The following is a 21,718-nucleotide window of genomic DNA, read 5'->3' on the forward strand; positions in this document are numbered from 1 at the left end:
ATATCGTGCTCCCCAGATTGTCTCCGCATTCGAAATTGGTAATTACGACGGCGATCGCGTCACGTGCATCGCGGTCTCCTCGTGCAAGGTTCTTGGTGTTTTTCTGTTCAATTTTTAATTTTGTTCAGTAATCCAATCGGCCTTGGCCAGATTGGCGAGCGTTGCACCAACGTTTCGTCGAGTCTGTCGTAGGTGGTGAAGTAGTTGCTTCCAGCTTCGAGTGCAGCGCTACTGCCAGCGTACTTCTGTGCGAGTTCGTCGAAGTCCGCGTTGGCGACGCGGACCTCTTGGTGACTTCGCCTTACCCTTCAAGGACAGCGACTTGCGCCTCTTATTTGTGGACGTCGATACCGAGGTAGTGATTGGTGGTTGAGGTCATGGTGTCCTCTGGAGTCTTGAATGCGTGAAGCAGAACGACATCGCTGCGGGCTTGCAGCCACGGCCGACCTGGGTCGGCCGGGCCGCGCTCCCAATTCACCTCAAGCTTCAGGTTCTGTCCTTGTGTGGACACTTGGACCCAGCTTCGCCGCAGGCGAGAGCGAACACTCGCTGGCTTTAGACGCAGATACAATTCGATAGCCAATGGGACAATCTTTCCCACAGTTTCTATCACCAGTTTAACCTATCACTCGCAGAGTACCCCGCGAACGAGGACGAGATAATCGCTGCTGGAACCGTCCTACGGTTGCATGAGTCTCTCTGAGAAGTTCCAAGCCCGTCACAAACAATAGGGTAAAGCAAAGCTCTACTTGCCCACATAGATATCGTCCTAAAATCATCGAAGGTGTTATACTATCACCAATGTTTTGATCATGCATGTACTGTTCTCAGCCATATCGATTCATTGATAGCGTATTGTACTCCCTGTTTATTGCCGCTCAATCCTCTTCACCCTGCGTGCGAGAATAATCGCACATATAATATGCGCATTTATTACTAAAATACAATGGTTGATTCCAACGATGACAAAGAATCCATTCTAGTTATACAGACACAGGAGAATACGCCTGACCAGCCCAAGAAAAATATATTCGTTATCGAAACTGTTCTGAATGAGATTACACTCGAAGAATATTATGGTTTCGAATCGTCATTAAGATCAATCACTACCGATGACGAAAACGCACTTCCCATTTATAGATTATTCAGATTCTGGATACTTAATGGACATTTCTCCGAAAAGGTACTCCCACTCCCCTATTATATTTATTTGATAGGGGAACTCCAATCAAGAGTTGAAGATAATAATGTCTCTAAGATAGAGGTACATGAATCTGTTGAGGATAGTGTAAGACCTGCTATTGTTGATGTTTATGAGAATATAGACATAGACACAAATCCAGAGATTAATGTCGAACCAAAATACTCCAACTGGAGGAATATTGGGAAAATTAGAAATAAGGTAAAATCATTCATTGGTATGATACTAGTTTTATTTGACCAAATTATATATCGTATTTTAGACAGGAAAAGTAAGGCAGTGACGAATACAATTTTTGTTCCATCTCTCACTCGTTTTCGAAGTGTTAAGCCGGTATTAGATGAGATGACTACTCAATTTGATATAGTCACAGATCAGTCGCTTTTATCTCGATTTATCCATAATAATTCAAAACCTCATACTGAGTGCTTTTCTTGGGGATATGCGCGACAGTACGTCTCTATGTTTTGTATACTAGAACAAGCCAAATACATATATGATTACACTCATAAAGAATTAATAGTTGATAAAACAGAGAATGAGTTGAAAAGCGAAATTGGTAGGAAATGTGATCTGAGCCCAAATAACGTCGTTAGCCATATTTTTGGTGAAATTTATCGTTATAACCAATCAAAAAGCATTCTTGGATACTTCATATATAAACAAGTATTGCAGAAATCAAAAGCGCAAAACATCGTGGTCGGAACAGGCTATAATCCGCGTGCAGAGGCCATCTGGCTAGCAGCTCAGGAAGAAGGAGTAAGTGCTTATGATCTACCCCATACAGCCACATTAGAACCGCCACAAACGGGTATTTTTACAGATTATACTTTCGCAACTGGCAAATTTGCTCGCGAATATATCGATAACTATAATATAAATCAAACGAATCATACTGAAGTTCTCGAAACTGGCCGCCCATACTTAGAAAGTTTAAATAAAAGTGTGAGTGAGTGTGAGAATAATGTGACTCAACCACTTCAAATAATAATTGCAACACAGCCATTCAGTATTAGAGAACGATCTGAATTCATTCGAAAGTGTATACTAGGTATAAACGCTCTAGAGTTAGATGCGAAAACTAGAATCAAAATTCATCCATCTGAATCTAAAGAATTTTATGAAAAATTGCTAGATGATGAAAAAGACATTCAAATAGTAGACGGTGATATCTGGAAAGAATTACAGACGGCAGATATAATTCTCACGGTGAATTCTAATGTGGGTTTAGAATCAATTATAGCTGGATCTCTCTCAATATCCATTAGGCTCTCAAAAAAATGGCCATTGCCATACGCAAATGAAGGACCAGTGCCAATCTTAGATGATGATGTAAGTATCAGGTGCTTTTTTCGACAGTTGGATATTGAAAGAATAAGGGAGATTACAAATATGCAACAGTCATTTATTGAGCGGGAATATATTATTTCGGAAGCATCTAAAAATATAGCTAATCACATCGAAAGTAAAAGTGAAGAAAGAATCAATTAAAAATATAACAATTCTGAATACAATGTCTGGCTGTATCACAATTAGTATCGAATTAGAGTTAGGGTGGGGAATGCATGACAAGTGCAAGTACGGACATTTATCGAAGGATAGGACTGCAGAGACTGAGGCCCTTGACAACTTACTCCACCTAACTGACAAGTATAACATACCACTAACGTTTGACGTCGTGGGTCATTTATTTCATGAAGATTGTGATGGTGAACATACAGGACCACATCCATCGAGATGGTGGAATGAAGATCCGGGGTCGAACCAACAATCGGACCCACTGTTCTATGCTCCAGACTTGATCAGTGAAATCCGGTCACAAGAAGTAGAGCACGAGATTGCTACTCACACATATTCTCACCTGTTAGCTGATGACTTGCCATCAAACACATTGGATGATGAACTTGAAAAAGTACGTAATCTCCATTCAAGCTTCGATCTTTCTCCACCAACGTCTATTGTCATGCCCCGGCATCAGGCGCCCGATTATTCTGTGCTCTCAGACCATGGTATCAACGTAATTCGTAAACCGATAGAGGGCTATAGTCAATCAGATTTGAATCCATTTTGCAAGTTCTGGTGGATACTAACACGAAGACATCCTGAGTCAACGCTACAGCAAAACCAAGGGATTCTGGAAACGACAGCGACCCCGCATCCGTCTTTGACCTCTCAAATTCTACCAACTGGACAGTCATCCGCTCATCCCGCCTTCTCAGTAATTCCTCTGAAATTGCGTCAGTTCATACATAAAAGATATTTAATTGATACCATAGATAGAGCAGTTCAGAATGATTCCCATGTTCACCTTTGGACCCACGTTTATAATATGGCAAATGGCGCTCAATGGCCCCCACTCCAAGCAGGATTGTCGTATCTTGGAAAACAAATCAAAAAAGATATGATTGATATAAGTGTCATGAGGGATCTTAGATATAAAGATCCTTAGATCCGGTATAAGATTGTTAATCATCCAGATTACTTACATTGGTCCATATTTTAGCAGCGGTGCAAAACGGTTCTCATAACGTGATGGTAGACTTGGCGACATCGTTTCCTCAGTGGTGACTAGCGAGCGCAACAGCCAAGCAAAGACAGAGAACGAGAAAGACGTGTGCTTTGACCGAACTTGTCCTCGAACTCGCAGGGTCCGAGGACAAGATCCTTACAGACACCAATCACTATTTCCACCCGTGAAGCTGTGGATACGCCTTGTCGAGTTGTTTCTGACAGAAACAAACTGTGACGCTATGCTGTTTGCTTCGTTCTTTGACCCGATACTTGATGTCGAGCGGGTCATCCGTGTTCCGTAGATTGTACGGTGCAATCGGCACGACCGCCTGTGCCAGTAGGTGGTCGTGCCACTCCAGTATGTTGAACTCTAATCACCGATCATCCAGCGTGGTGTGTCGACAGCGATGCGCGTCATACGTGATGCGCATCACCGTCTCCCGACCGACCTTCTTTGCGGAGTGAATGCTATTGTGATGGGAATGTTGTTAGCTGCGGTCACGATACACCAGCCGTACCGTCGTAATAGTCGTCTTCAGTGTGATCGTAGTTCCAGTCAGCGTCGTCACGATGATCACGGGAATGTCCGTGCGATCAATGCGGAAGAGTTTGCCGAGCAGATCCCGCTCGGCAAGCTCATACGCCAATTTGATGAAAATGTCTTCTACGACGAGAGCGAAATCAGTGATAAGCCATGAGAGCATCCACCGGGACAGTGGGCGCTTGAACCCGCACTGACGCTAAACATCTTCGTTGCGGAGTTCCCGCGCCATGGGCCGTAATCCGTAGATGTCGTTGTAGAAGCTGTGAAGGACGCTTTCGGCAGTTCTGGCGGCTTATGGATCCGTGTTCGCCCCCTCGAATCGTGGGCAAACACGGGATAGTTCGTGAGAAATAAGAGGTCAAGGTATTCGAACAGTGCAGTCGTCTCTGTCTTCAGTGTATTGAAGACTTGTTCGACCGTAACGCTGTCTGGTAGGACGGATATGGTCGTAGACACATAATATTTATATCACCTTCCTTGTCAGGATTTCTTCACCACCGGATCTTATCTGGTTGTTCCGTTATTTAATTGGTGGCTCATACACTGTAAGCTGAGAGCAATAAAGGTCCAATAATAGAACGAAAATGGGAAAACAAATAGAGTTACTCTAACTGAAAAACCACCCAGCATAATCACCAATAAGATGAATAAAATAGATTCCGTATTAATCTTAGTATACTCAATGGAACCTGAAAGACCGTGTAGTACCCTGAGATTCATGAAAATGAATAAAAAGAGACCTCCGATCCCGATTTGAATGAGCATACGGAAGTAAGAACTGTCAATAGGATGGGTTTGAGCAAATTGGGTTTGTATAGTTCCGACGCCAGATAATAACTCTAGTCCGTAGAACTGAACCCCGGATACCCAAGTATTGAACCTCGGATTACCTTGTTCAATAAGTCGATTCAGAACCAGAACTATTTGATCGAAATTGGTGAGAAAGCCAGTCAAAAATACCAGTCCCCCAAGAATCAGCGGAACAGTCTGCCGTTTAATTACAATTAATAACAGGATAGCTATCGCAAGGAATACAATGTCGTCACGTGATCGAGTTAACATTAGTAAAATAGCGGATATTGTAAATAGTCCTGCATACACAAGACGACGTGGAACTTGTTCCCGTATTGAACCCCGGAAGGTGAATGAAAACGAAATAATACTTGTGAATAGCATTATCATAGCAAGATTATTTGGGTTTCCAGTGAACGACTGAAGACGTGACCCGTCAAATGCAGAAAGGCCAGACTTAGTCTTGAAGATATCTTCACGAATCCACGCCGGGTCAAGTAGAAATTGAGGATCAAAAAATACGTGATACGATGCAACAAGTGCGGTGATTCCCCCTCCGATAGCGAAACATATCAGAAGGCGGTTTATTTCACGCTTTGAAAGATCGATACTCAACAGTGGTATCCCGACTAGAAGAAACACTTCAATATAGGGACGGAGAGATATTGGATAGTCCCTTAGACCTGCTTGTAACAGTCCAATAACGGCGATAGCAAAAAATCCGATCAGGGACGGAGTCAATCTGATCGCGAATTTGTCAGACCGAGTTGCTGAAATCAGCCAATGAAAGAAAAATACAATCATGAGAACTTCTTTGAATAGTGTCGCTACATGTATTGTTGTTCCAGCAAGAGAAATTGCAGGCCACTCGATCCATTTTAAAAACACCCATAGCGGCAGTAGCGCTATGAATACGCTTAATGCGCACACACAGTCGTAACTAACGAGAGCAGCCCAGCCAATTATAATGAGGGCAACTACAGCCACTCCTAATATGATTGGACTTACAAAAAACAGACCGAGACATAATCCGAGACAAATCGGAATCCACCACTGCGGTTTTTCCAAGAGAATTGGTTTAGAAATTTCAAACACCATCAACCACCGCTATTAAAACCATACATACTCGAGAGATGGGCTACCATCCATTTGTTATCAATCTGTTTCATTCGGGTGGGTATAAACGTTGGCAAGACTTATGCGAAATCTCGGTTCATTACTAGAGTTATCCAGACTAAGCCGGAAGTGAAGGAACCGTCCACGACCCTTAACTCAATCACACAATACGACCGAAACCAGTAATTGTAACGAACAGAAAACCTGAATAGAGATGAGTGATCCTGGGCCACTTGCCGTCTTCACCGGTGCTGCGACTTCAGTGAACGTCAGTCACATGTTGGACGACATTGCGTCAATGGTTCCAGGAGTCCACCACCTCGTTGCGACTGACACGCCCGTTTCGAATGACACCGAATACCGGGAATTCGGCACGAACAACCCAAGCTCGGTCCAAGGTCAATTCCGTGCCCTCACAAAATATCTCGACGCACATACCCCACGCATCCTCCTCCAGATCACCGATCCACCATTACACGGAACGATTGCGGGACTAGTCGCACAGCGATATGATGTACCCTTTGTCTACCGATACAGTGGCGACCGATTCTACGAATATCGCGTCGCGAAAGGCCGCGAACAACTCACTGCGTTCGCACTCGGTGCCATTCTCGGTCGAGTTCCTATCCGACTCGCAACGCGTCACATCGCACTCGGACCGACCGGAAAACGGCGACTAATTGCTCGAGGCGTTCCCCCTGAACGGATCACTGTTCTCCCGCCAACTATCGACCCTGCCCGGTTCGACGACCCTAGTCCAGTCCCTCTCGACATTCCGGATAACTACAAACTCATCCTGTTCGTCGGCCGTCTCTCACGCCTCAAAGGGACAGAGACACTTGAACGCATCATTCCGGCGGTGTTAGATCGACGTAATGATTTGCAGTTCGTCTGCGTCGGTAGCGTCGAAAGAGAACTCAACGTTCCAGCAAGCGTTCGCGACCACGTGATGACGATCGGAAAGGTGTCGCCGGACACTGTCTCCGACTACATGGCCGCGGCAGATCTCCTCGTTCACCCAACGCTTACTGAAGGTGTCCCCCGTGTCTTGCTCGAGTCACTCGCCGCTGAGACACCGGTTCTCGCCAGGGACGTTGGGGATATCGCGTCAGTGACAGAGAACACGTTCGACTCAGACAAGGAATTCGAGAATAGACTTGTAGATCTCGAATCGATCCCACTCGACGACATCTCACCATTCACTCCTGAACAGTTAGAATCTACCTATCGGGACTTTTTCGAAGACTGGTAACAGATGACTTTTACCGAATCGAAAGAATAACGAACTAATGTCTGACCATCCTACCGTCGTCTTCGGCCTCGACGGAGCGCATTTCGAGTTACTCGATCCCTGGATCGAAGCTGGCCACCTCCCGAACATTGACCGGGCACTCGATACCGGCGTCAGTGCGGATCTGAAGTCCGTCCTGCCACCAGTAACCTCGCCGAACTGGAAAGCCTATGCGACGGGCAAGAACCCTGGAAAGATCGGCATCTTCTGGTGGGAGAACATCGACGTCGAGAATCAGCGGGTCCACTACCCGTCCGACCGCAAACACGCGAACACTGAATTCTGGGAGCTCATTGCCGAGGACAAACCTGTCGGTGTGCTCGGAGTTCCGACAACCTATCCCCCAAAAGAGATCGACGAATTCCTCATTGCCGGCCCACCGGACGGGAAAAACGCTGGCTACGCACATCCGCCCGAACTGGAATCAAGACTCGACGAGAAGTTCGACTACCGCGTTCGAAAACACAATCGACTCGATGGTGACAGAGAGGCCGCCGCAGAGGAGATCCTTGAGCTGATTGACAGTCGGTTCACCGTCGCGGAAACGTTACGTGAAGAGTACGACATCTCGTTCCTCCAAGTGACGACGTTTTACATCAACTCCCTACAACACTACCTCTGGGACGACGAGTACACGCTCCGGGGATGGCAGATTATTGACGAGCACCTCGGGCGGTACCTCAACGCAGAGTACAACGTCGTCCTCATGAGTGACCACGGATCAAACCCGATCCGGACAGCATTTCATATTAACTCTTGGCTAGAGACGAACGGGTACCTCAAAACGAACACTGACGTTGCGGACACATTCTATCGCCTCGGGATTAACAAAGACCGGCTCATACAGATGACAAACAAGTTCGGGCTCACTGAGTTCGCCAAACACGTCACTCCCCGAAAGGTACTCCAATATCTACCGGACAATAGCGGGGCGGTGAACAAAGAAGGAAAGACAGACGCAGTAGACTGGGAAGAAACCAACGCGATCGCCAGCGGACAGGGCCCAATCTATCTGACTGCCAAACATGGAACTGACGAATATAACCGAATCAGAAATCAATTACAGGCCGAACTCGAATCAGTGTCAGATCCCGACGGCCATCCAGTTACTGACGCAGTCTACAAAGGCGAAGAGGTTTACTCAGGAAGCTACGTGGATGAAGCACCGGATCTAGTGATTGATCAGGCCAAAGGCGTCCACATCCCGGGTGGAATCGGTCGCGAAGCGGTGTTCACCAAGCCAACAGACGACGGATGGCACGCCGAAAATAAGCGCCAAGGCCTGTTCGTCGCGTCGGGACCGGACTTCACCACCGGAACACACGATCCGATGTCGATTCTGGATCTCGCCCCGACGTTGCTACATCTCCACGACCGGCCGGTGCCAACAGACATGGACGGGACCGTACAACAGTCAGTATTCGCTACCGACAGCAAGCTGGCAAACAGAGACGTCAAACGGGCAAACGTCTCCGAGAGAGACCGAGAACGAGCTAGAATCCGTGCTATCGCACGAGATGTCGACCTATGATCACAGGTATCCCAGATCCTCGAGACGGTCACGAACGTCGTCATCCTCCTCTCCCTCCAGTTCGTCGAGAACGGTCGTAACCATGACCGTGGCATACTCCGCGGGGGTATCAAACTTGTGTTGTTTCGCTCGCGTTTCGAGCCGCTCGTACACGTCGTCGTCGAGGTCGACCGTGAGTTCCATGTTCGTGTCGTCGTCTTTGAGAGAGTTAGTGGTTCTGTTCGTTGGATCGAACAGCCAACTCGTCTAAAGACACCGGCTCGGTGAACTCGCCAACTCTAGCCAAGTACCGCTCGATACGTCGCCTCACGGGAGAATCAGAGAGGTCATAGTCGTGAAATCCAACCATGAGATACGATGGATTAGCAGCCAAGATTTGCCAAGTCGCAGCGTAACAGGCAAGACTTCGGGGTGTACTCCTAAGGAGCGCGTCAATCGAGAGTGGCAATGTTTCGACATCCCACGGGAGGAAGCGACTCCGGAGGAGCCGAGAACCATACACTGAGAGCGGGAATTCAATCAAGCCGTGAGTCCGATATGGTTCGCGATGTTCGATCGGTCGGTGGGATGCGTCATACTCAAAACCGGTTGCAGCCAAAGCCCGGAGAAGTGCTTCAGAGAACGACCACCGTCCAGCCCGGAAAAGTCGCGGACGGTCCCCAAGATGCGACTCAAAGACATCGATTCCCTTATAAAGAAAAGATTCAATCGCTTCCTGACGATACTTTCCGAGCCATATGTCGTCCCCGCCCAGCCGTTCAGGGTGGATGTGAAGACCCACCGCGTGGCCGTCGGCAATCCACTGTTTGACGGTTGATGTTTTCTCTCGGATCACATCGGGCGTGACGAACAGCGACGCGGGAAGTGCCAGGTCCGAGAGCGTCTGGGCGAGCAACTCGACGGTGTGGTAAGATCCGGACTCGACATCTCCCTCGACATCAACGGTAATAAGAAAGGGTGTTCGATCGGTCACGCCTCGATTGCCCCTAGGATTTGGTCCGCAAACCGCTCCATTGAATACTGTTTTAGTGTTTTTTCATCAAGTTCACATGTTTCTCCGAACGACGTTGACTGAATTTCATCACCCAATCCTTCTGCAGGAGCGAGACGAAGGCGAGGGTGGTCGACTTCAGGAAGGATACCGACGGGCGTCGCAAAGACGGTACAGCCGAATGTAAGGCCTTCAAAGGCAACAGTTGGATAGACCTCAGTATGAGAGGGCAACAGTAGCCCGTCAGCCACCGCGATAACCGACAGCGTCTCCTCGTGGGAGAGTTGTCCACACATCTTCACCTGTTCCTGTACCGCCTGGTTCTCGATCGTACGCTGTACAGTTTCCCACTCCGGTCCGTCGCCGATGATCACCAGCCGATACGACGGTGGAAGTTGCGAGAAGATTTCGATCACCCCCGGAACATTCTTTTCCTCGCTCAACCGCCCGGCAAACACGAGAAGACGTTCGTCAGGGCCGGCGTATTCCGAGCGGACATCGGCCTCTTGGGCGCGACCATATCCATCTCGGATCCGATCTTCGTTGAGTATCCCATGGATCAACTGTACGTCCTTCCCTGAATACTCCTCAATCAAATCTCGAATCCTAGGAAGCCTACAGAATACAGATTCTGCTAAACCATACGTAAAATTGAGGCGTTCGAGAGAAATTTTGAGATGAGAATTCGCTTCTGGACGCATCGATGGCGTATAGCCGATATAAGAAAGACTTGGAATATCATGTTGGCGTCCGAATTCTGAGGCAATCCAGTGGAGCGTATTCGATGCAGAGTAGACGGCATCGAATTCGCGATCACGCGACCACCATTGTAACCAAGCGTACAGTACACCTGTATGAACGACGCGTGTTGCGGTTGCCACCGACGACGCTGGTGGAAGCGACGACGGCCGAGCGGGAAAGGGACGGGTAATCTCGATACCGTCTACAATTTCAGAAGTTCGAGTTTCTGGCTTTCGTGGGGTGACTACAGAAACGTGATGGCCTCTGCGAGTGGCAATTTGAGCGAACCGCAATCCCTCGTGTGCCCCGCCACTCACACTCGGATAGAAATCCTCAGTAAGCATGAGAAGATGCATACATGTAGCTACTTCTGGGATGTATTTGAGTTTTCTGAATTGTTCGAATAGATTTCTAATATGTTCTGAATTAAGAGAGAGTTCCGGTCTTAGTGTTGTCACTACGACGGACGGAGGTTTTGTAGAACACCTGTCAACCCCCAATCAAGAGGACACCGAACCTGTTTTTAGCCTGCTTTGTAAAAGGTATACATAATCACCGCCGAGATCTACTTCTAAATATGAATGTTCTTCAAGTGAATAAGTTCTACTACCCAGAGGTGGGCGGCATCGAAAATGTCGTCCAAAACATTGCTGAGGGACTCTCTAATTCGCATATAACACGTGTTTTGGCCGCACGTCCGAGAGGGTTGGGAAGCAGTGACCGACATAACGGAGTCAATGTCACAAAGGTGTCAAGCCTTGGAGTCACTATGTCGGTTCCACTTGCACCAACATTTCCCGTGCAACTACGGGTTGCATCTCGAAATACCGATATTGTCCACCACCATCTTCCAAATCCTCTTTCAACTGTTTCACAACTAATCGTCGGAACCGATGACGCAGCAGTTATTGCGACATATCACAGCGATATTGTTCGACAAACAACTGCACTCAAAGTATATCGTCCTGTTCTCGATCGGTTTCTAACCTGCGTTGACCGTATTCTTGTCACATCTGAGCCCCTACTCAACCACTCAACAATACTCAAACAATATAAAGAAAAATGTGACGTCGTCCCTCTCTCAGTTGATCTCGATACTATAGATGCCGAGAATACGCAACCACTTGATGTGGATACTACTGGCCCAGTTATCCTATTCGTTGGGCGGCTCAACTACTACAAAGGAGTTGAATATCTTGTTGATGCCATGGAGCAGATTGATGCAACGTTGCTCGTCGCTGGAGACGGAAACAAGAGAGCGGAGCTTGAGCAGCGTGCACGCAAGCAGGGTGTCGCCGACAGAATTCACTTCCTTGGATACGTCCCTGATGCACAACTCGCACGCACCTATCGAACTGCCGATCTTTTTGTCCTTCCTTCTATCGAACCTAGTGAGGCATTCGGAATCGTTCAGCTTGAGGCGATGGCTCGAGGCCTTCCAGTGGTAAATACGTCGCTTCCAACAGGAGTACCGTGGGTAAGTCAGGACGGGAAAACAGGGCTCACTGTCCCGCCTCGTGATAGTGATGCTTTAGCGGAAGCAGTGAACACTCTCCTTGAAGATGATGCTCAGCGTCGCCGCTACGGTGAACAAGCGCGAAAGCGGGTTGAACAACGTTTTACCCGAGATCGGATGCTAACCAAGATTCAGAAGATCTACAACCAGGTCACAGATGAACAATAGGGTAGTGTTTAGTTTGGAGCATTGTGCCAGCGAGCGAAGCACTGCAGCCAGTTTTCGGCTGTTTCCGGTTCGACGTGGCTGAAGCAATTCGAAAACGACGAGGTTCGTCGTTTCAGCTCTCGAAAAATCCGTTCGACAGCATTCCGATTTCCGTGGCGACGCATCTGAAATCGGAGGCCAGTTCGGGAAAGCGCAGTTTGGAGATGTTTCGCGCCGTCAACGAGAAAGACGGAAGTTTCGACATCGTGTTTTTGGCGTAATTCGCGCAGGAAAATCTCGGTGAGGGCGGTGGTAGTCGTTGAAAACAACCGGACGTGAAGCAGGTCGTTCGTTGCTGGATCGGCGGCAGCGTACAGCCAGAATTGCTGGTCATTGATGCGAATCACGGTTTCGTCGAGCGCGATCTGATTCAGAGATTTTCCAGATTTGGGCTGTAGATCGGCTTTCTGCACCCAATCGTGGACGGCTTTTCGACTGCGTTGGACACCCAGACTGTCGAGTAATTCGACGGTATTCGACAGCGAAAGACCCGCAACGTGGGCTTGAATACCCAGCGCCATCGCTGGCTCGGGTGTCCGCTCGCGGTCCACAAAGTCCAAACCAATCCAGCTCTATGTCCGCTGAGGCGGTTGATTTCTGGCATAGGCACCAAGAAATCCGTCCACCTCACTTTTCACGCTTAACTAAACACGCCCGCCTGTGCAGCCTATTGGTAAATGTACTCCACATCGCCGACCAGTTCCTCGACGAGCACAGCGTCCCGAACATCACCCTTGACAAGTAGGTACACCAGCGGCGGCTGCATCCCGACACACCTCGACAGTGTAGTCCTTGATTTGCGTATCGTAGAATGGGACGAAGTTAACGAGGACGACAACGTCGTGGCCATTGCGGACGAATCACTCGACGAGGTGGCCGCCGATAAAGCCCGCGCCGCCAGTGACGAGTATGCGCATTGGATGTCCAGAGTCACGGGTCGGTAAAAAGTCTCCCACGTTCGGCGTCGCCGAGTGGTCAGATCAGACTGGCCCGATAATGAATGATCATGTTGGGCCGTCAGGTCGGGGTACGTGACGCCTCTGTGAGGACCACTATCACCCTACATTGCGTTCAGACGCATTCAAATTCCTATATTTTTTATTCCTTGAAATCCGCGAGTCTGCAAGGGTCAAACCAATGGGCAGGGTACTTGATGAACACGGGAGATTGTTCGGCAGAATCAATATTATTGACTGTATGGTCGTCTTGTTTGGTGTAGCTGTGGTAACGGCCGGGTTGACGCTTGTCAGTGAATCAGTCATACCCCCGATCGCTACAGTCTTCGTCGGACTCTTAGTGCTTGCTGGCCTCAGTGCGTGGGATATTGAACCCAACGGGATCGAGACTAAAGACGAAACGCAGCGGCAAACACTCCGATTGCGGGTCACCGAAATCGATCCAGCGGTTGCGAAAGCGATCACTCCTGGCGAGACAACGATCGAGGAAGACTTAGCGGTGACCGACGTCAGGTATGGGCCCGCGTCAGTCGTCGTCGAAACCGACGACGGAACGCTGGTCGAGCAAGAACACCCTCACCTCTGTACGGCAACTCTCGTCGCCACTATTCAGTCCAGTGACCGACGCGAAGACGGCTTTCGCGGTGATCGACTCTTCGTGGGCTGCGAGCTTCGTCTCGATCTCGAAAAAGTCCGCGTCGATACCACGATCGTCGCTCTCGGTGACGACGCAACTGAGCCCACCGAGGTTGAATCAGCGGCAGCGGTATTTGACGATCCTGCGATGGTCTCTGCCTCCGAGTGAGCGTCGTCACTTCGAAGACGACATCACTTCAGCGGGCCTCGTCCCGTTCTTCCCACGCCGGTCGTGGTGTCGGCGACGGGAGTTTGAGAAGGTCCGTGCTGGACTCCAACAAACCGGGACGCGAAGCGCCCACCGGACGCTCGAACAGTCCAGTGGTCGGGAATTTCGTTACGTCAGAGACGTGCTTCACCGAGCGTCGAACGCCATTATCGCGGAAGCACTCCGATACGAGTGCGACATGATAGCGTTCGAGGATTTAACCCATATCCGCGACCGAACGGGTGCATCGTGGGGCCACAAGTGGGCGTTACGAACGCTCTACGAACAAGTGGAATACAAAGCTGAAGCCGAAGGTATCTCGGTGAAACAAGTTGGTTCGGCGTACACATCGAAGCGGTGCGCCGAGTGTGGATTCACGGCAGACGAGAATCGGTCGACTCGCAACGACTTCCAGTGCGTGAAGTGCAGGTCGGAAGCGAACGCAGATTACAACGCGGCTAAAAATATCGGACTGCGGTATGTCCGTCGGGGCCAACAGTCGTCCCGGCGGACGGGCAACAGTCAGCTTGCCCTGAAGTCTGGAACAGTGACACCGAGTGGCGGATTCACCGCCCACTCGGATGGGTTTGAGGCCGAGGACACGGACAAGCCCCACCCTCAACGAGCGAACCCGTCAGGGTGAGCGAAGTAGGCTGGGGTAGTTGACTGCTGAAATCTGCAACCCGATCGACCTTTAGAATGGTAACGAACCCCCTCATACGAAGGTCACAAACATCTAACCTCCGCCGCTTCTGTGGCTTCCCAAGAGACAATTACCCATCTTACCAAACAATCCAGAGAGTTTGACATCCTCCTCCGCGTGAACGCGGAGGAATCCCGAGCGGTGAGAGTTTCAGGTTCGCAACCATGAGTCCGATTTCTTCTTCGGGAACCCGTTTAACCCATCACGAAACGGTGGCTGACTGGCGGTGCCAAACCGCCGTTACTCCTATCCTCAATGCCGCTGACTCTCATCTGTTATTTTTGCCAGCAGGGAGTCGCTGACACTTCGACGGACTTGGAGTTACCTTTGGGCTTGCTCGACCAACAGGCACAGACGAACGCTTCTGGCATTCGCGTTCACCGTGTAGGTATTTCGGATATTGTCTCATTAGCGGCGGCGAGGCCGCCTCCGAAGGCCGTTCGGAATCGCTCCGTTCCGACCTGACCTTACCCTCTAATACGAACTGACACCACTTGAAACTGCGGACTTTGGAAACTCGGGGATACCACCGAACCGTGGTTCGTGTAGAGTTCTGTCGGATTCGTCCTGCGGCTAGAGTGGTCTGCACAACGTTTGCATGTTCAGTATCCACTAGATTTCCAGGAACGGGTGCTACTGATCCGAAATCGTCACATTGGATGTTCAGAAGTGACGCTGACCACTCAAGCCGCAGGTATTCTCCTCGAATCTATATAAGATGCGGAGAGCGAACACCCGAGAACCTCCGGAGTTAGAATCTTCATGAATCAAAGGAGTACCCCCTCCCCCCACTATTTCATACCAATCAGGACAACAGGCCAGCCCGAATTGAAGAGAAGGTTAAGTGGGATACTGTAGTAGGAGATAGTACAGCACAGATTCTCAAGAGAGAGGAGGAGCCAGTAATAAGCCCAGAGCTGCCTGGCAGATGACGATATCATAACGGCCTGCTTCACTTCGAGATAGGGATGTTACTAACGTGTTATATATATCTAGGGTAATAGGTAGTATCTAGTAGTAGTAGAGCAACCTCATTCTCATTCGTGTTTTGGAGATTAAACCTCTATACAACGTATTCAACCTGTTTCCATCATCATAGCTCTCTCTACATTCTCTCAGTCTGTCCTTGTTCTACGTATCTCTTTTATTCGTATTAGAGAGGGGCTGTATTTTACCGGGTATAGGATGGGTTGTTTGGTATGAAAAAGTGGGGGGAGGGGTTGGTATTCTTCTGGTTCTTCTGCTGTGGGACCATCTGTCCTTAGGCAGGAGATGTCGGCCGCTGTAAGCCTGGTATGAAAAAGTGGGGTATGGTATGAATGGTATGAAACGGCGGGGTTTAAGTGATAAGAGTATGAATTATTCTCCTAGATGACGTTCACGCGAACCACAGATTCCCCATTTGAGGATTCTCAGGTTCTTGCAGAGGATTATATTCCGGATGAAGTTCTGGGGCGTGATGAGGAACTTGATCAAATTAGTGAAGTGCTGCAACAGATTGTTGATAATGAACAGCCAGTCAATGCATTCATTTACGGGATTAGTGGAACGGGGAAGACTGTCTCAATCAAGTACAAGCAGCGAGAACTCGAAAACGCTCTTGGCCGGTACGACGACGTCCACGCGACGTTTGTGTATCAAAATTGTGAATCGCTGAGTAGCTCCTACCAGGCTGCTATCGCGATCGCGAACTCCTTTCTTGAAGACTCGGAGTACGAGTATCTCCACGATGAGTTAGATTTCGACCGGAAAAAACTCCCCAGCTCCGGGCTTCCGAAGGAACACGTGTACGACATTCTCTTCGAGATCTTTGATCTTCTCACGTACAAGCATACGACCTATCGCAGTGAACTCCAAACTGCACTCGAAGATAGCACCTTGACGGACGATGTGGCTGCTTCTGACCTCATTGAGGCTCAATCGTCGTCAGGCGAGGATAACTCCGAGATGGTCGACATTTTGAATACGCTTCACGGGGAGTATGATATCCAGCCACCAACTGCCGTGACGGATTATGTGACTGTCATTCTCGACGAAGTTGACCGTATTGGGACCCGGGATGAACTCCTGTATGAAATTCCCCGCAGTCGGACGAATAACCGTGTTGAGAACATACTTCCTGCAGTCATTGGCATCAGCAACGACGTCGGCTATAAGGACAGTATCCAATCAAAAACTGACTCGTCGCTTCGGCTGAAGGAGATTACGTTCAAAAAATACGACGTTGAGCAACTAAAAGAGATTCTGACCCAGCGAGCAGAAGCCGCCTTCAAAGAAGATGCATACGAGGAAGAAATCACTCCACTCGCTTCGGCATTTGCTCGCAAACAGGGTGGTGACGCTCGTTACGGCATTGACCTACTCCAGAAAGCGGGCATGAAGGCCAAAAAAGAGGATGCGAGCGTTGTCACTGAAGCTCATGTCCGCCAGGCCCACGAGGAGAAAGAACGCGATCGCGTCTACGAGGTGACGAACGACCTCAGTGATCAAGAAAAAGTCGTCTTAGCAGCGGTGATGTACCACGACCTTCGAGGAGAAACGCCGATTTCTCGAGGCGATATGTATCCGACATACAAACGATATTCTGGCTCTCTTTTGGACAATTCCAACGTCCCGCGACGGGTCGCAGATTATCTGAAAAAGATGTCACAGTTAGGCCTGCTTGAACGTCGCGATGCGTACAAAGGACCTGGTGAATCCGGATTCGAATATTCGCTTGACAAGGTCGACTACAATATGATTATCAAAGTCTTAGGCGAGGCAGAACCAGCGGGTGGCTCTCTTGGTCTTCTCCCCGATGAATTAGTCGCAGCATTTGAGCAGTCCGCGCAAACCGACGGCGAAATCAAACAAGCCCGTTTTGAGTCATTCAATTAGAATCGGACGTGCTGACCTCTTTCGAAATCCGCTTGGTATGAAAAAGTGGGGGGGGGGGGGTGATTCGGTTTGGAAGTACCCAGTTTGGTATGAAAAAGTGGGGGTGGGTCGGTGCTTGAAGAAATCTGTTGTAGCGGTTGGGTCCTCAATCGTAGCTCCACTTGAGAGACAATATACTCTCCAGAAGAACAGCGGACACAGTGGGGTGAAGACATGCGGTGAATCAATTGACCGGACCTTTATATTTTGACTTGATCTTGTCACCTTCTCGCCACTGCCAGTAGTAGTAGCGATTGTCGTTGATCTCTTTGATCGTGATCGTGGCCTTTGACGGGACGTCTTCCGGGAGGTCGTCAGGGCGTTCGTCGAGTTCGTCTTCGGCCGAGTCCTCTTCGAGGCGGGCCTCGCGAGCTTTGTGCTCAGCTAATTCTTCAGCGTAGCGTGCAGCGTGTCGGAGCTGTTCTGGAGAGTATCCATTGAGTGTATCGACGATGTCTGTTGGGAGTTCCGCCGGTGGCGTCGGTGGCTCGTAGGACATCAGCTGTCGCCTCGCGTTAACCAACAATTTGCCGAGTAGCAAAATTCTGTTGGTTAATCATGTTGCCCTCCTCAGTTCCTGAAAAGTATGAATGGCATCCTCCGCGCTGTGAACGGCGTGGTATTGCGCCTGCTCCGCCTATACTGATATTGTTTTTGTAATTAACTGGAGTTCCCGTACCGGGAAGCTGCGCTGAACGGTGCAGAGAACTTCGCTAGCAGAGCGGTCCTGCCCGAAATACCATTTCACGATGGGGTCACTCGATCCGGTCGCTTGAACGGCGAGGAAACTAAGTATGTGTAGATCCTACACATAAATTGATGGCTGAAGAGAAAACCCGCGTCGATTTCAACGCCCCGAAATCCCTCGTCGAGCGCGCCGATAGCGTCGTTGATATCCTCGATATCTCTCGTACCCGCCTCCTAATCGATGCACTCGAGGACGAACTCGAAGAGCTCGCAAACGACGAGGAGTTCCGCCGGCGACTGAGCGACGCCTACTACAACGGTCGCGTCGACTACGATACCGTCGAAGCAATCCTCGGGCGTGAAGAGGCGATGCGATTGAAGCTTCTCCGGGAGTCGATTGACCGGACGCCCGCCATCCCTACACTCAAGGATGGGCTCCCGAGTGACGAGGCCTTCTACGACGGCGAGGTCTCCAAATGGACGGACTCCGAGTCGGCTGATTCCAATGACGAGTCGCGTGCCTGACAATGTCGGAGCGCGCCGTTGCCGTCGTCGATACGAACGTCCTGTTGAATCTCGCCACGCCAGTCGTCGACGGGCGACCGAAGGCTCCCTCTGGCGGGGACCCGCTCAAAACACTCCTTACCGCGTACGACATCCACATCCCAGCGAGCGTTCTCGGCGAGGTCACCGATGCCACGGGGGATGATGACCTTCTGTCTGCTGCCGCCGATCTCGTCCTCCAGGCTGCCCATCATGTAACGACACACGACGTCGACGACCGAGCCGACGAGCCACTCGACTACGGGCTTGATCAGGGAGAGGCCGAGGGTGTCTGGCTAGCCAACGAGTTGGAAGCAGACCTCTTCATCACCGACGAATTCAACACGACCAATTACCTCTTCACCAATCTCGCTCTCGACGACCGGAACACGCTCTTCACGACACCGCACATCCTCTGTACGCTCGCCACTCACGAGATTCTGCCCGTGGAATACGTCGATGCTGCGCTCAGCTACTACGTCGAAACCAAAGGCTGGGATACACAGTATGTTGCCCAGCTACGGCAACATCATTTCGAATGATGAGACGAAATCGGCCATCGAGGTGATTTAACCAACGATGTGGCTGATCAGTCAGCGTATGTTGGTTAATAGCGAGTGAGGAATTCCGGACACTATCCAATCCGTCTGACTAACTCAAGTCCCGAGACATCAGCCAGTCTGTTTCTGATCTCCTCCTCGCCAATCGCCGTTGCCCACCGGACCGTAATTTCGACGGTGATGAGTGTTGCCGAAAGCCGTGGCTCGATACTGTTCAGTTCGTCAATCGTTACGTCGTCGATAGTCTCTGTCCGCGAGAGGCGCTTCTCAGCGTCAGTGACGAGGTCCCCATCTGCGCCGCAGGGGATTCGAATCGTCACGATGGCAATTGTCGTCGATTCTGGGTCGGTGGTATTGGGTACTGCCATATTATCCGCTCCGTTGAGGCGCGTTTCATGGGCCGATGTTCTACAACTGTACTCCGAGTGCGCGAGGGACGATTCGAACGCCCGTCTCGGTCGTGGCACGACCGCGTGTTTCCGAACTCCACCACTCGCGCATCCTCAAAGAAAAGATACAGACAGCGCTAGAACGACTCGAACGCCTCGATCTCATCGATGACCTGCTTCGGATTCTCGGCGTGTTCGATGAACGAGAGGACGTTCTCCGACCACCCCGAGATGTTGAAGACGTTCTCGTAGCCTTCTGGCGTCACCAGGTCGCCGTAGGCCGCGAGATCGACGAGATACAGTGCGGTGTCCGCAGACACCTCGTCTCGATACGCATCGAACGCGTCTTTGACCGTCTGGGAATCGCGGGCTGTGAACGGCGTGTTGTCCCAGATTTGCATATCGGTGAAGACGACGATCCGTTCAACAGCATCCCCTCGGTCGTGGAGGTGCTTGATCGCCTTCCAGCCGTTCGTCGAGTTCCCGACGTCCTCGTCGATCGCCAACACCGCCGCTTGGCGCTGTAGTACTGGCGTGTCGACGTGCATCGGAACTGTCTGGAAGTCGTCGCCGAACCCGCCGACGTCGGCACCTTGGTCAGCCAGGATCGCACCGAACAACGCACCGATCTCTTTCAGTCGGAGCGTGCTGTTCGCGGACAGCGGCTGATCCATCGATCCCGACAGGTCGACCGCGACAAAGGTATCGCCGAATCCGCCAGGCACCGTCTCGACCGCGACATCAATTGCGTCTTCGAGCCACTGCTCGACCGTCGGTGCCTGAACATCTGCGTCTTGCAGCGCGGTGTAGGCCTGGTAGTACCGGAACGGGTACAGCGGCGCGTGTCGGACTGCCTCCAGGTCGAGGTGATTCACGACGGTGTCCTCCGGAACGCCGGCTTCGAGCATGTTACGGAGGTTCCGGATCGACGCGAAGATGGGCAGCGTGTACTCGTCGTCCTCGATGAGCAGTTCCCAGGCATCTTGGGTGTTCCCGCGCTCGGAGATGACCGTCTCCCACGTGTTCGGCGCCGGCAGCGGGTCAACGTCGGGATAGTCGTCGAGGCCGCCACGCATGAACCGCTCGAAGAGCGCTTCCTGCTCGGCGTCGACGGGCGTGGGATGGACGCGGTTGAACACGTCGTGCAGCGTCACCTCACGTCGCGACAGCTCGTACTTGCCCAGTGTGTAGGCGTCGGCCATCTCAACCAGCGCATCCTCGACCCCGCGCCGAAGCGGCCACGGAGCAGTCCCGCCGACCAGCTGATCGTGGACCGCGAGCGCGGTGGCCGTCTCGTCCATCCGCTGGATGATCGCCGGCGCCCACTCCCGGATGAGCGACTCAGGGGAGTCGTCCTTGAACCGGTCGTCGTTGGCTGACAGCACGAGCAGCACTTGCGGGATGTCCCGCAAGTAGAGTTCCTGCCGCGCATAGGACGCGAGCTTCAGGACGAACTCCGGGTTGTCGTTTGCGGCGGCATCGAACTGGCGAACGACAGCAGCGAGCTGCTCGTCATCGGATTCATAGAACGAGCCTTCCAGCAGTTGGTTGGTTGTGCGCTTGTACAGTGCGAGTCGGGGGTCGGCAGGCTCGAACGCTTCTCCACCTTCGTAGTTGGTGGTCCGCGTTGCCTCCGCGACCGTTTGCTTGGGGTTGTTGAATTCCATACTATCACTCGG

General features: G+C 50.7%; 17 protein-coding genes, 1 tRNA gene and 3 pseudogenes. 11 read left to right on the forward strand and 10 right to left on the reverse strand.

Translation table 11 applies throughout. From position 1 onward, the window contains the following. Window positions 1–946 precede the first annotated feature (946 nt). The 3 genes from WDJ60_RS16225 to WDJ60_RS16235 all read left to right on the forward strand — a co-directional run bounded on the left by WDJ60_RS16225 (window position 947) and on the right by WDJ60_RS16235 (window position 4,410). Window positions 947–2,692, forward strand: a complete 1,746-nt coding sequence (locus tag WDJ60_RS16225) for a hypothetical protein (RefSeq protein ID WP_340101739.1) — start codon at window positions 947–949, stop codon at window positions 2,690–2,692. Next, window positions 2,673–3,650 carry a polysaccharide deacetylase family protein gene (locus tag WDJ60_RS16230; RefSeq protein WP_340101741.1) on the forward strand — a complete coding sequence of 326 codons (978 nt, stop codon included), beginning with the start codon at window positions 2,673–2,675 and terminating at the stop codon, window positions 3,648–3,650. The genes WDJ60_RS16225 and WDJ60_RS16230 overlap by 20 nt, the downstream gene beginning before the upstream one ends. Window positions 3,651–4,119: 469 nt before the next feature. Further along, a complete protein-coding gene (locus tag WDJ60_RS16235; protein WP_340101743.1) occupies window positions 4,120–4,410 on the forward strand; it encodes a hypothetical protein in 291 nt (96 codons plus the stop codon). Window positions 4,411–4,760: 350 nt separating this feature from the next. Here WDJ60_RS16235 and WDJ60_RS16240 read toward each other — a convergent pair whose 3' ends face one another. Continuing rightward, entirely contained in the window at window positions 4,761–6,146 is a 1,386-nt protein-coding gene (locus tag WDJ60_RS16240) for a hypothetical protein (RefSeq protein ID WP_340101745.1), read from the reverse strand. Between the two features lie 232 nt (window positions 6,147–6,378). Between WDJ60_RS16240 and WDJ60_RS16245 the strand changes: the two genes are divergently transcribed. Further along, complete coding sequence (locus WDJ60_RS16245; RefSeq protein ID WP_340101747.1) at window positions 6,379–7,416, forward strand: glycosyltransferase family 4 protein; 1,038 nt, start codon at window positions 6,379–6,381, stop codon at window positions 7,414–7,416. A gap of 37 nt (window positions 7,417–7,453) precedes the next feature. After that, the gene (locus WDJ60_RS16250) at window positions 7,454–8,986 is read left to right on the forward strand and encodes an alkaline phosphatase family protein (RefSeq protein WP_340101749.1); all 1,533 of its coding nucleotides are present in this window, start codon (window positions 7,454–7,456) and stop codon (window positions 8,984–8,986) included. Here the strand turns inward: WDJ60_RS16250 and WDJ60_RS16255 are convergent, their stop codons facing one another. Genes WDJ60_RS16255 through WDJ60_RS16265 form a run of 3 tightly spaced genes read right to left on the reverse strand, consistent with a single transcriptional unit; the run spans window position 8,987 to window position 11,074 of the window. Continuing rightward, the gene (locus WDJ60_RS16255) at window positions 8,987–9,169 is read right to left on the reverse strand and encodes a hypothetical protein (protein ID WP_340101751.1); all 183 of its coding nucleotides are present in this window, start codon (window positions 9,167–9,169) and stop codon (window positions 8,987–8,989) included. A 25-nt stretch (window positions 9,170–9,194) separates the two neighbouring features. Next, window positions 9,195–9,959 carry a polysaccharide deacetylase family protein gene (locus WDJ60_RS16260; protein WP_340101753.1) on the reverse strand — a complete coding sequence of 255 codons (765 nt, stop codon included), beginning with the start codon at window positions 9,957–9,959 and terminating at the stop codon, window positions 9,195–9,197. Continuing rightward, a complete protein-coding gene (locus tag WDJ60_RS16265; RefSeq protein ID WP_340101755.1) occupies window positions 9,956–11,074 on the reverse strand; it encodes a glycosyltransferase family 4 protein in 1,119 nt (372 codons plus the stop codon). Before WDJ60_RS16265 ends, WDJ60_RS16260 begins: the two co-directional genes overlap by 4 nt. 221 nt (window positions 11,075–11,295) lie before the next feature. On the opposite strand from WDJ60_RS16265, the gene WDJ60_RS16270 reads away from it, so the two are divergent. Further along, window positions 11,296–12,402, forward strand: a complete 1,107-nt coding sequence (locus tag WDJ60_RS16270; RefSeq protein WP_340101757.1) for a glycosyltransferase — start codon at window positions 11,296–11,298, stop codon at window positions 12,400–12,402. A gap of 8 nt (window positions 12,403–12,410) precedes the next feature. Here the strand turns inward: WDJ60_RS16270 and WDJ60_RS16275 are convergent. Both WDJ60_RS16275 and WDJ60_RS16280 read right to left on the reverse strand, forming a co-directional pair. After that, a pseudogene (locus tag WDJ60_RS16275) lies at window positions 12,411–13,045 on the reverse strand (IS6 family transposase). A gap of 66 nt (window positions 13,046–13,111) precedes the next feature. Beyond that, window positions 13,112–13,358 (reverse strand): annotated as a pseudogene (locus tag WDJ60_RS16280) (GDP-mannose 4,6-dehydratase); the annotation flags it as partial. 220 nt (window positions 13,359–13,578) lie between these two features. On the opposite strand from WDJ60_RS16280, the gene WDJ60_RS16285 reads away from it, so the two are divergent. The 3 genes and pseudogenes from WDJ60_RS16285 to WDJ60_RS16295 all read left to right on the forward strand — a co-directional run bounded on the left by WDJ60_RS16285 (window position 13,579) and on the right by WDJ60_RS16295 (window position 17,821). Then, the gene (locus WDJ60_RS16285; protein ID WP_340101780.1) at window positions 13,579–14,202 is read left to right on the forward strand and encodes a DUF4330 domain-containing protein; all 624 of its coding nucleotides are present in this window, start codon (window positions 13,579–13,581) and stop codon (window positions 14,200–14,202) included. A 76-nt stretch (window positions 14,203–14,278) separates the two neighbouring features. Further along, window positions 14,279–14,884, forward strand: a pseudogene (locus tag WDJ60_RS16290) (RNA-guided endonuclease InsQ/TnpB family protein); the annotation flags it as partial. A 1,431-nt stretch (window positions 14,885–16,315) separates the two neighbouring features. Next, window positions 16,316–17,821, forward strand: a complete 1,506-nt coding sequence (locus tag WDJ60_RS16295; RefSeq protein WP_340101759.1) for a Cdc6/Cdc18 family protein — start codon at window positions 16,316–16,318, stop codon at window positions 17,819–17,821. Between the two features lie 223 nt (window positions 17,822–18,044). Here WDJ60_RS16295 and WDJ60_RS16300 read toward each other — a convergent pair whose 3' ends face one another. After that, a complete protein-coding gene (locus tag WDJ60_RS16300; RefSeq protein WP_340101761.1) occupies window positions 18,045–18,359 on the reverse strand; it encodes a DUF6788 family protein in 315 nt (104 codons plus the stop codon). 320 nt (window positions 18,360–18,679) lie between these two features. Here WDJ60_RS16300 and WDJ60_RS16305 point away from each other — a divergent pair, with 320 nt between their 5' ends. Then, window positions 18,680–19,072, forward strand: coding sequence for a hypothetical protein (locus tag WDJ60_RS16305; RefSeq protein WP_340101763.1), 393 nt, complete (start codon window positions 18,680–18,682; stop codon window positions 19,070–19,072). A 2-nt stretch (window positions 19,073–19,074) separates the two neighbouring features. Then, on the forward strand, window positions 19,075–19,632 hold the full coding sequence (locus WDJ60_RS16310) for a hypothetical protein (RefSeq protein ID WP_340101765.1): 558 nt from the start codon (window positions 19,075–19,077) through the stop codon (window positions 19,630–19,632). Window positions 19,633–19,724: 92 nt separating this feature from the next. Here the strand turns inward: WDJ60_RS16310 and WDJ60_RS16315 are convergent, their stop codons facing one another. The 3 genes from WDJ60_RS16315 to WDJ60_RS16325 all read right to left on the reverse strand — a co-directional run bounded on the left by WDJ60_RS16315 (window position 19,725) and on the right by WDJ60_RS16325 (window position 21,706). Next, window positions 19,725–20,018 carry a hypothetical protein gene (locus WDJ60_RS16315; RefSeq protein ID WP_340101767.1) on the reverse strand — a complete coding sequence of 98 codons (294 nt, stop codon included), beginning with the start codon at window positions 20,016–20,018 and terminating at the stop codon, window positions 19,725–19,727. Between the two features lie 58 nt (window positions 20,019–20,076). Beyond that, a tRNA-Gly gene (locus WDJ60_RS16320) sits at window positions 20,077–20,149 on the reverse strand. Window positions 20,150–20,176: 27 nt separating this feature from the next. Continuing rightward, window positions 20,177–21,706 carry a TROVE domain-containing protein gene (locus WDJ60_RS16325; RefSeq protein WP_340101769.1) on the reverse strand — a complete coding sequence of 510 codons (1,530 nt, stop codon included), beginning with the start codon at window positions 21,704–21,706 and terminating at the stop codon, window positions 20,177–20,179. Between the last annotated feature and the right edge of the window lie 12 nt (window positions 21,707–21,718).

Origin of the sequence: Salinibaculum salinum, assembly GCF_037645885.1 — an archaeon.
In the GTDB taxonomy this organism is placed as follows: Archaea; Halobacteriota; Halobacteria; order Halobacteriales; family Haloarculaceae; genus Salinibaculum; species Salinibaculum salinum.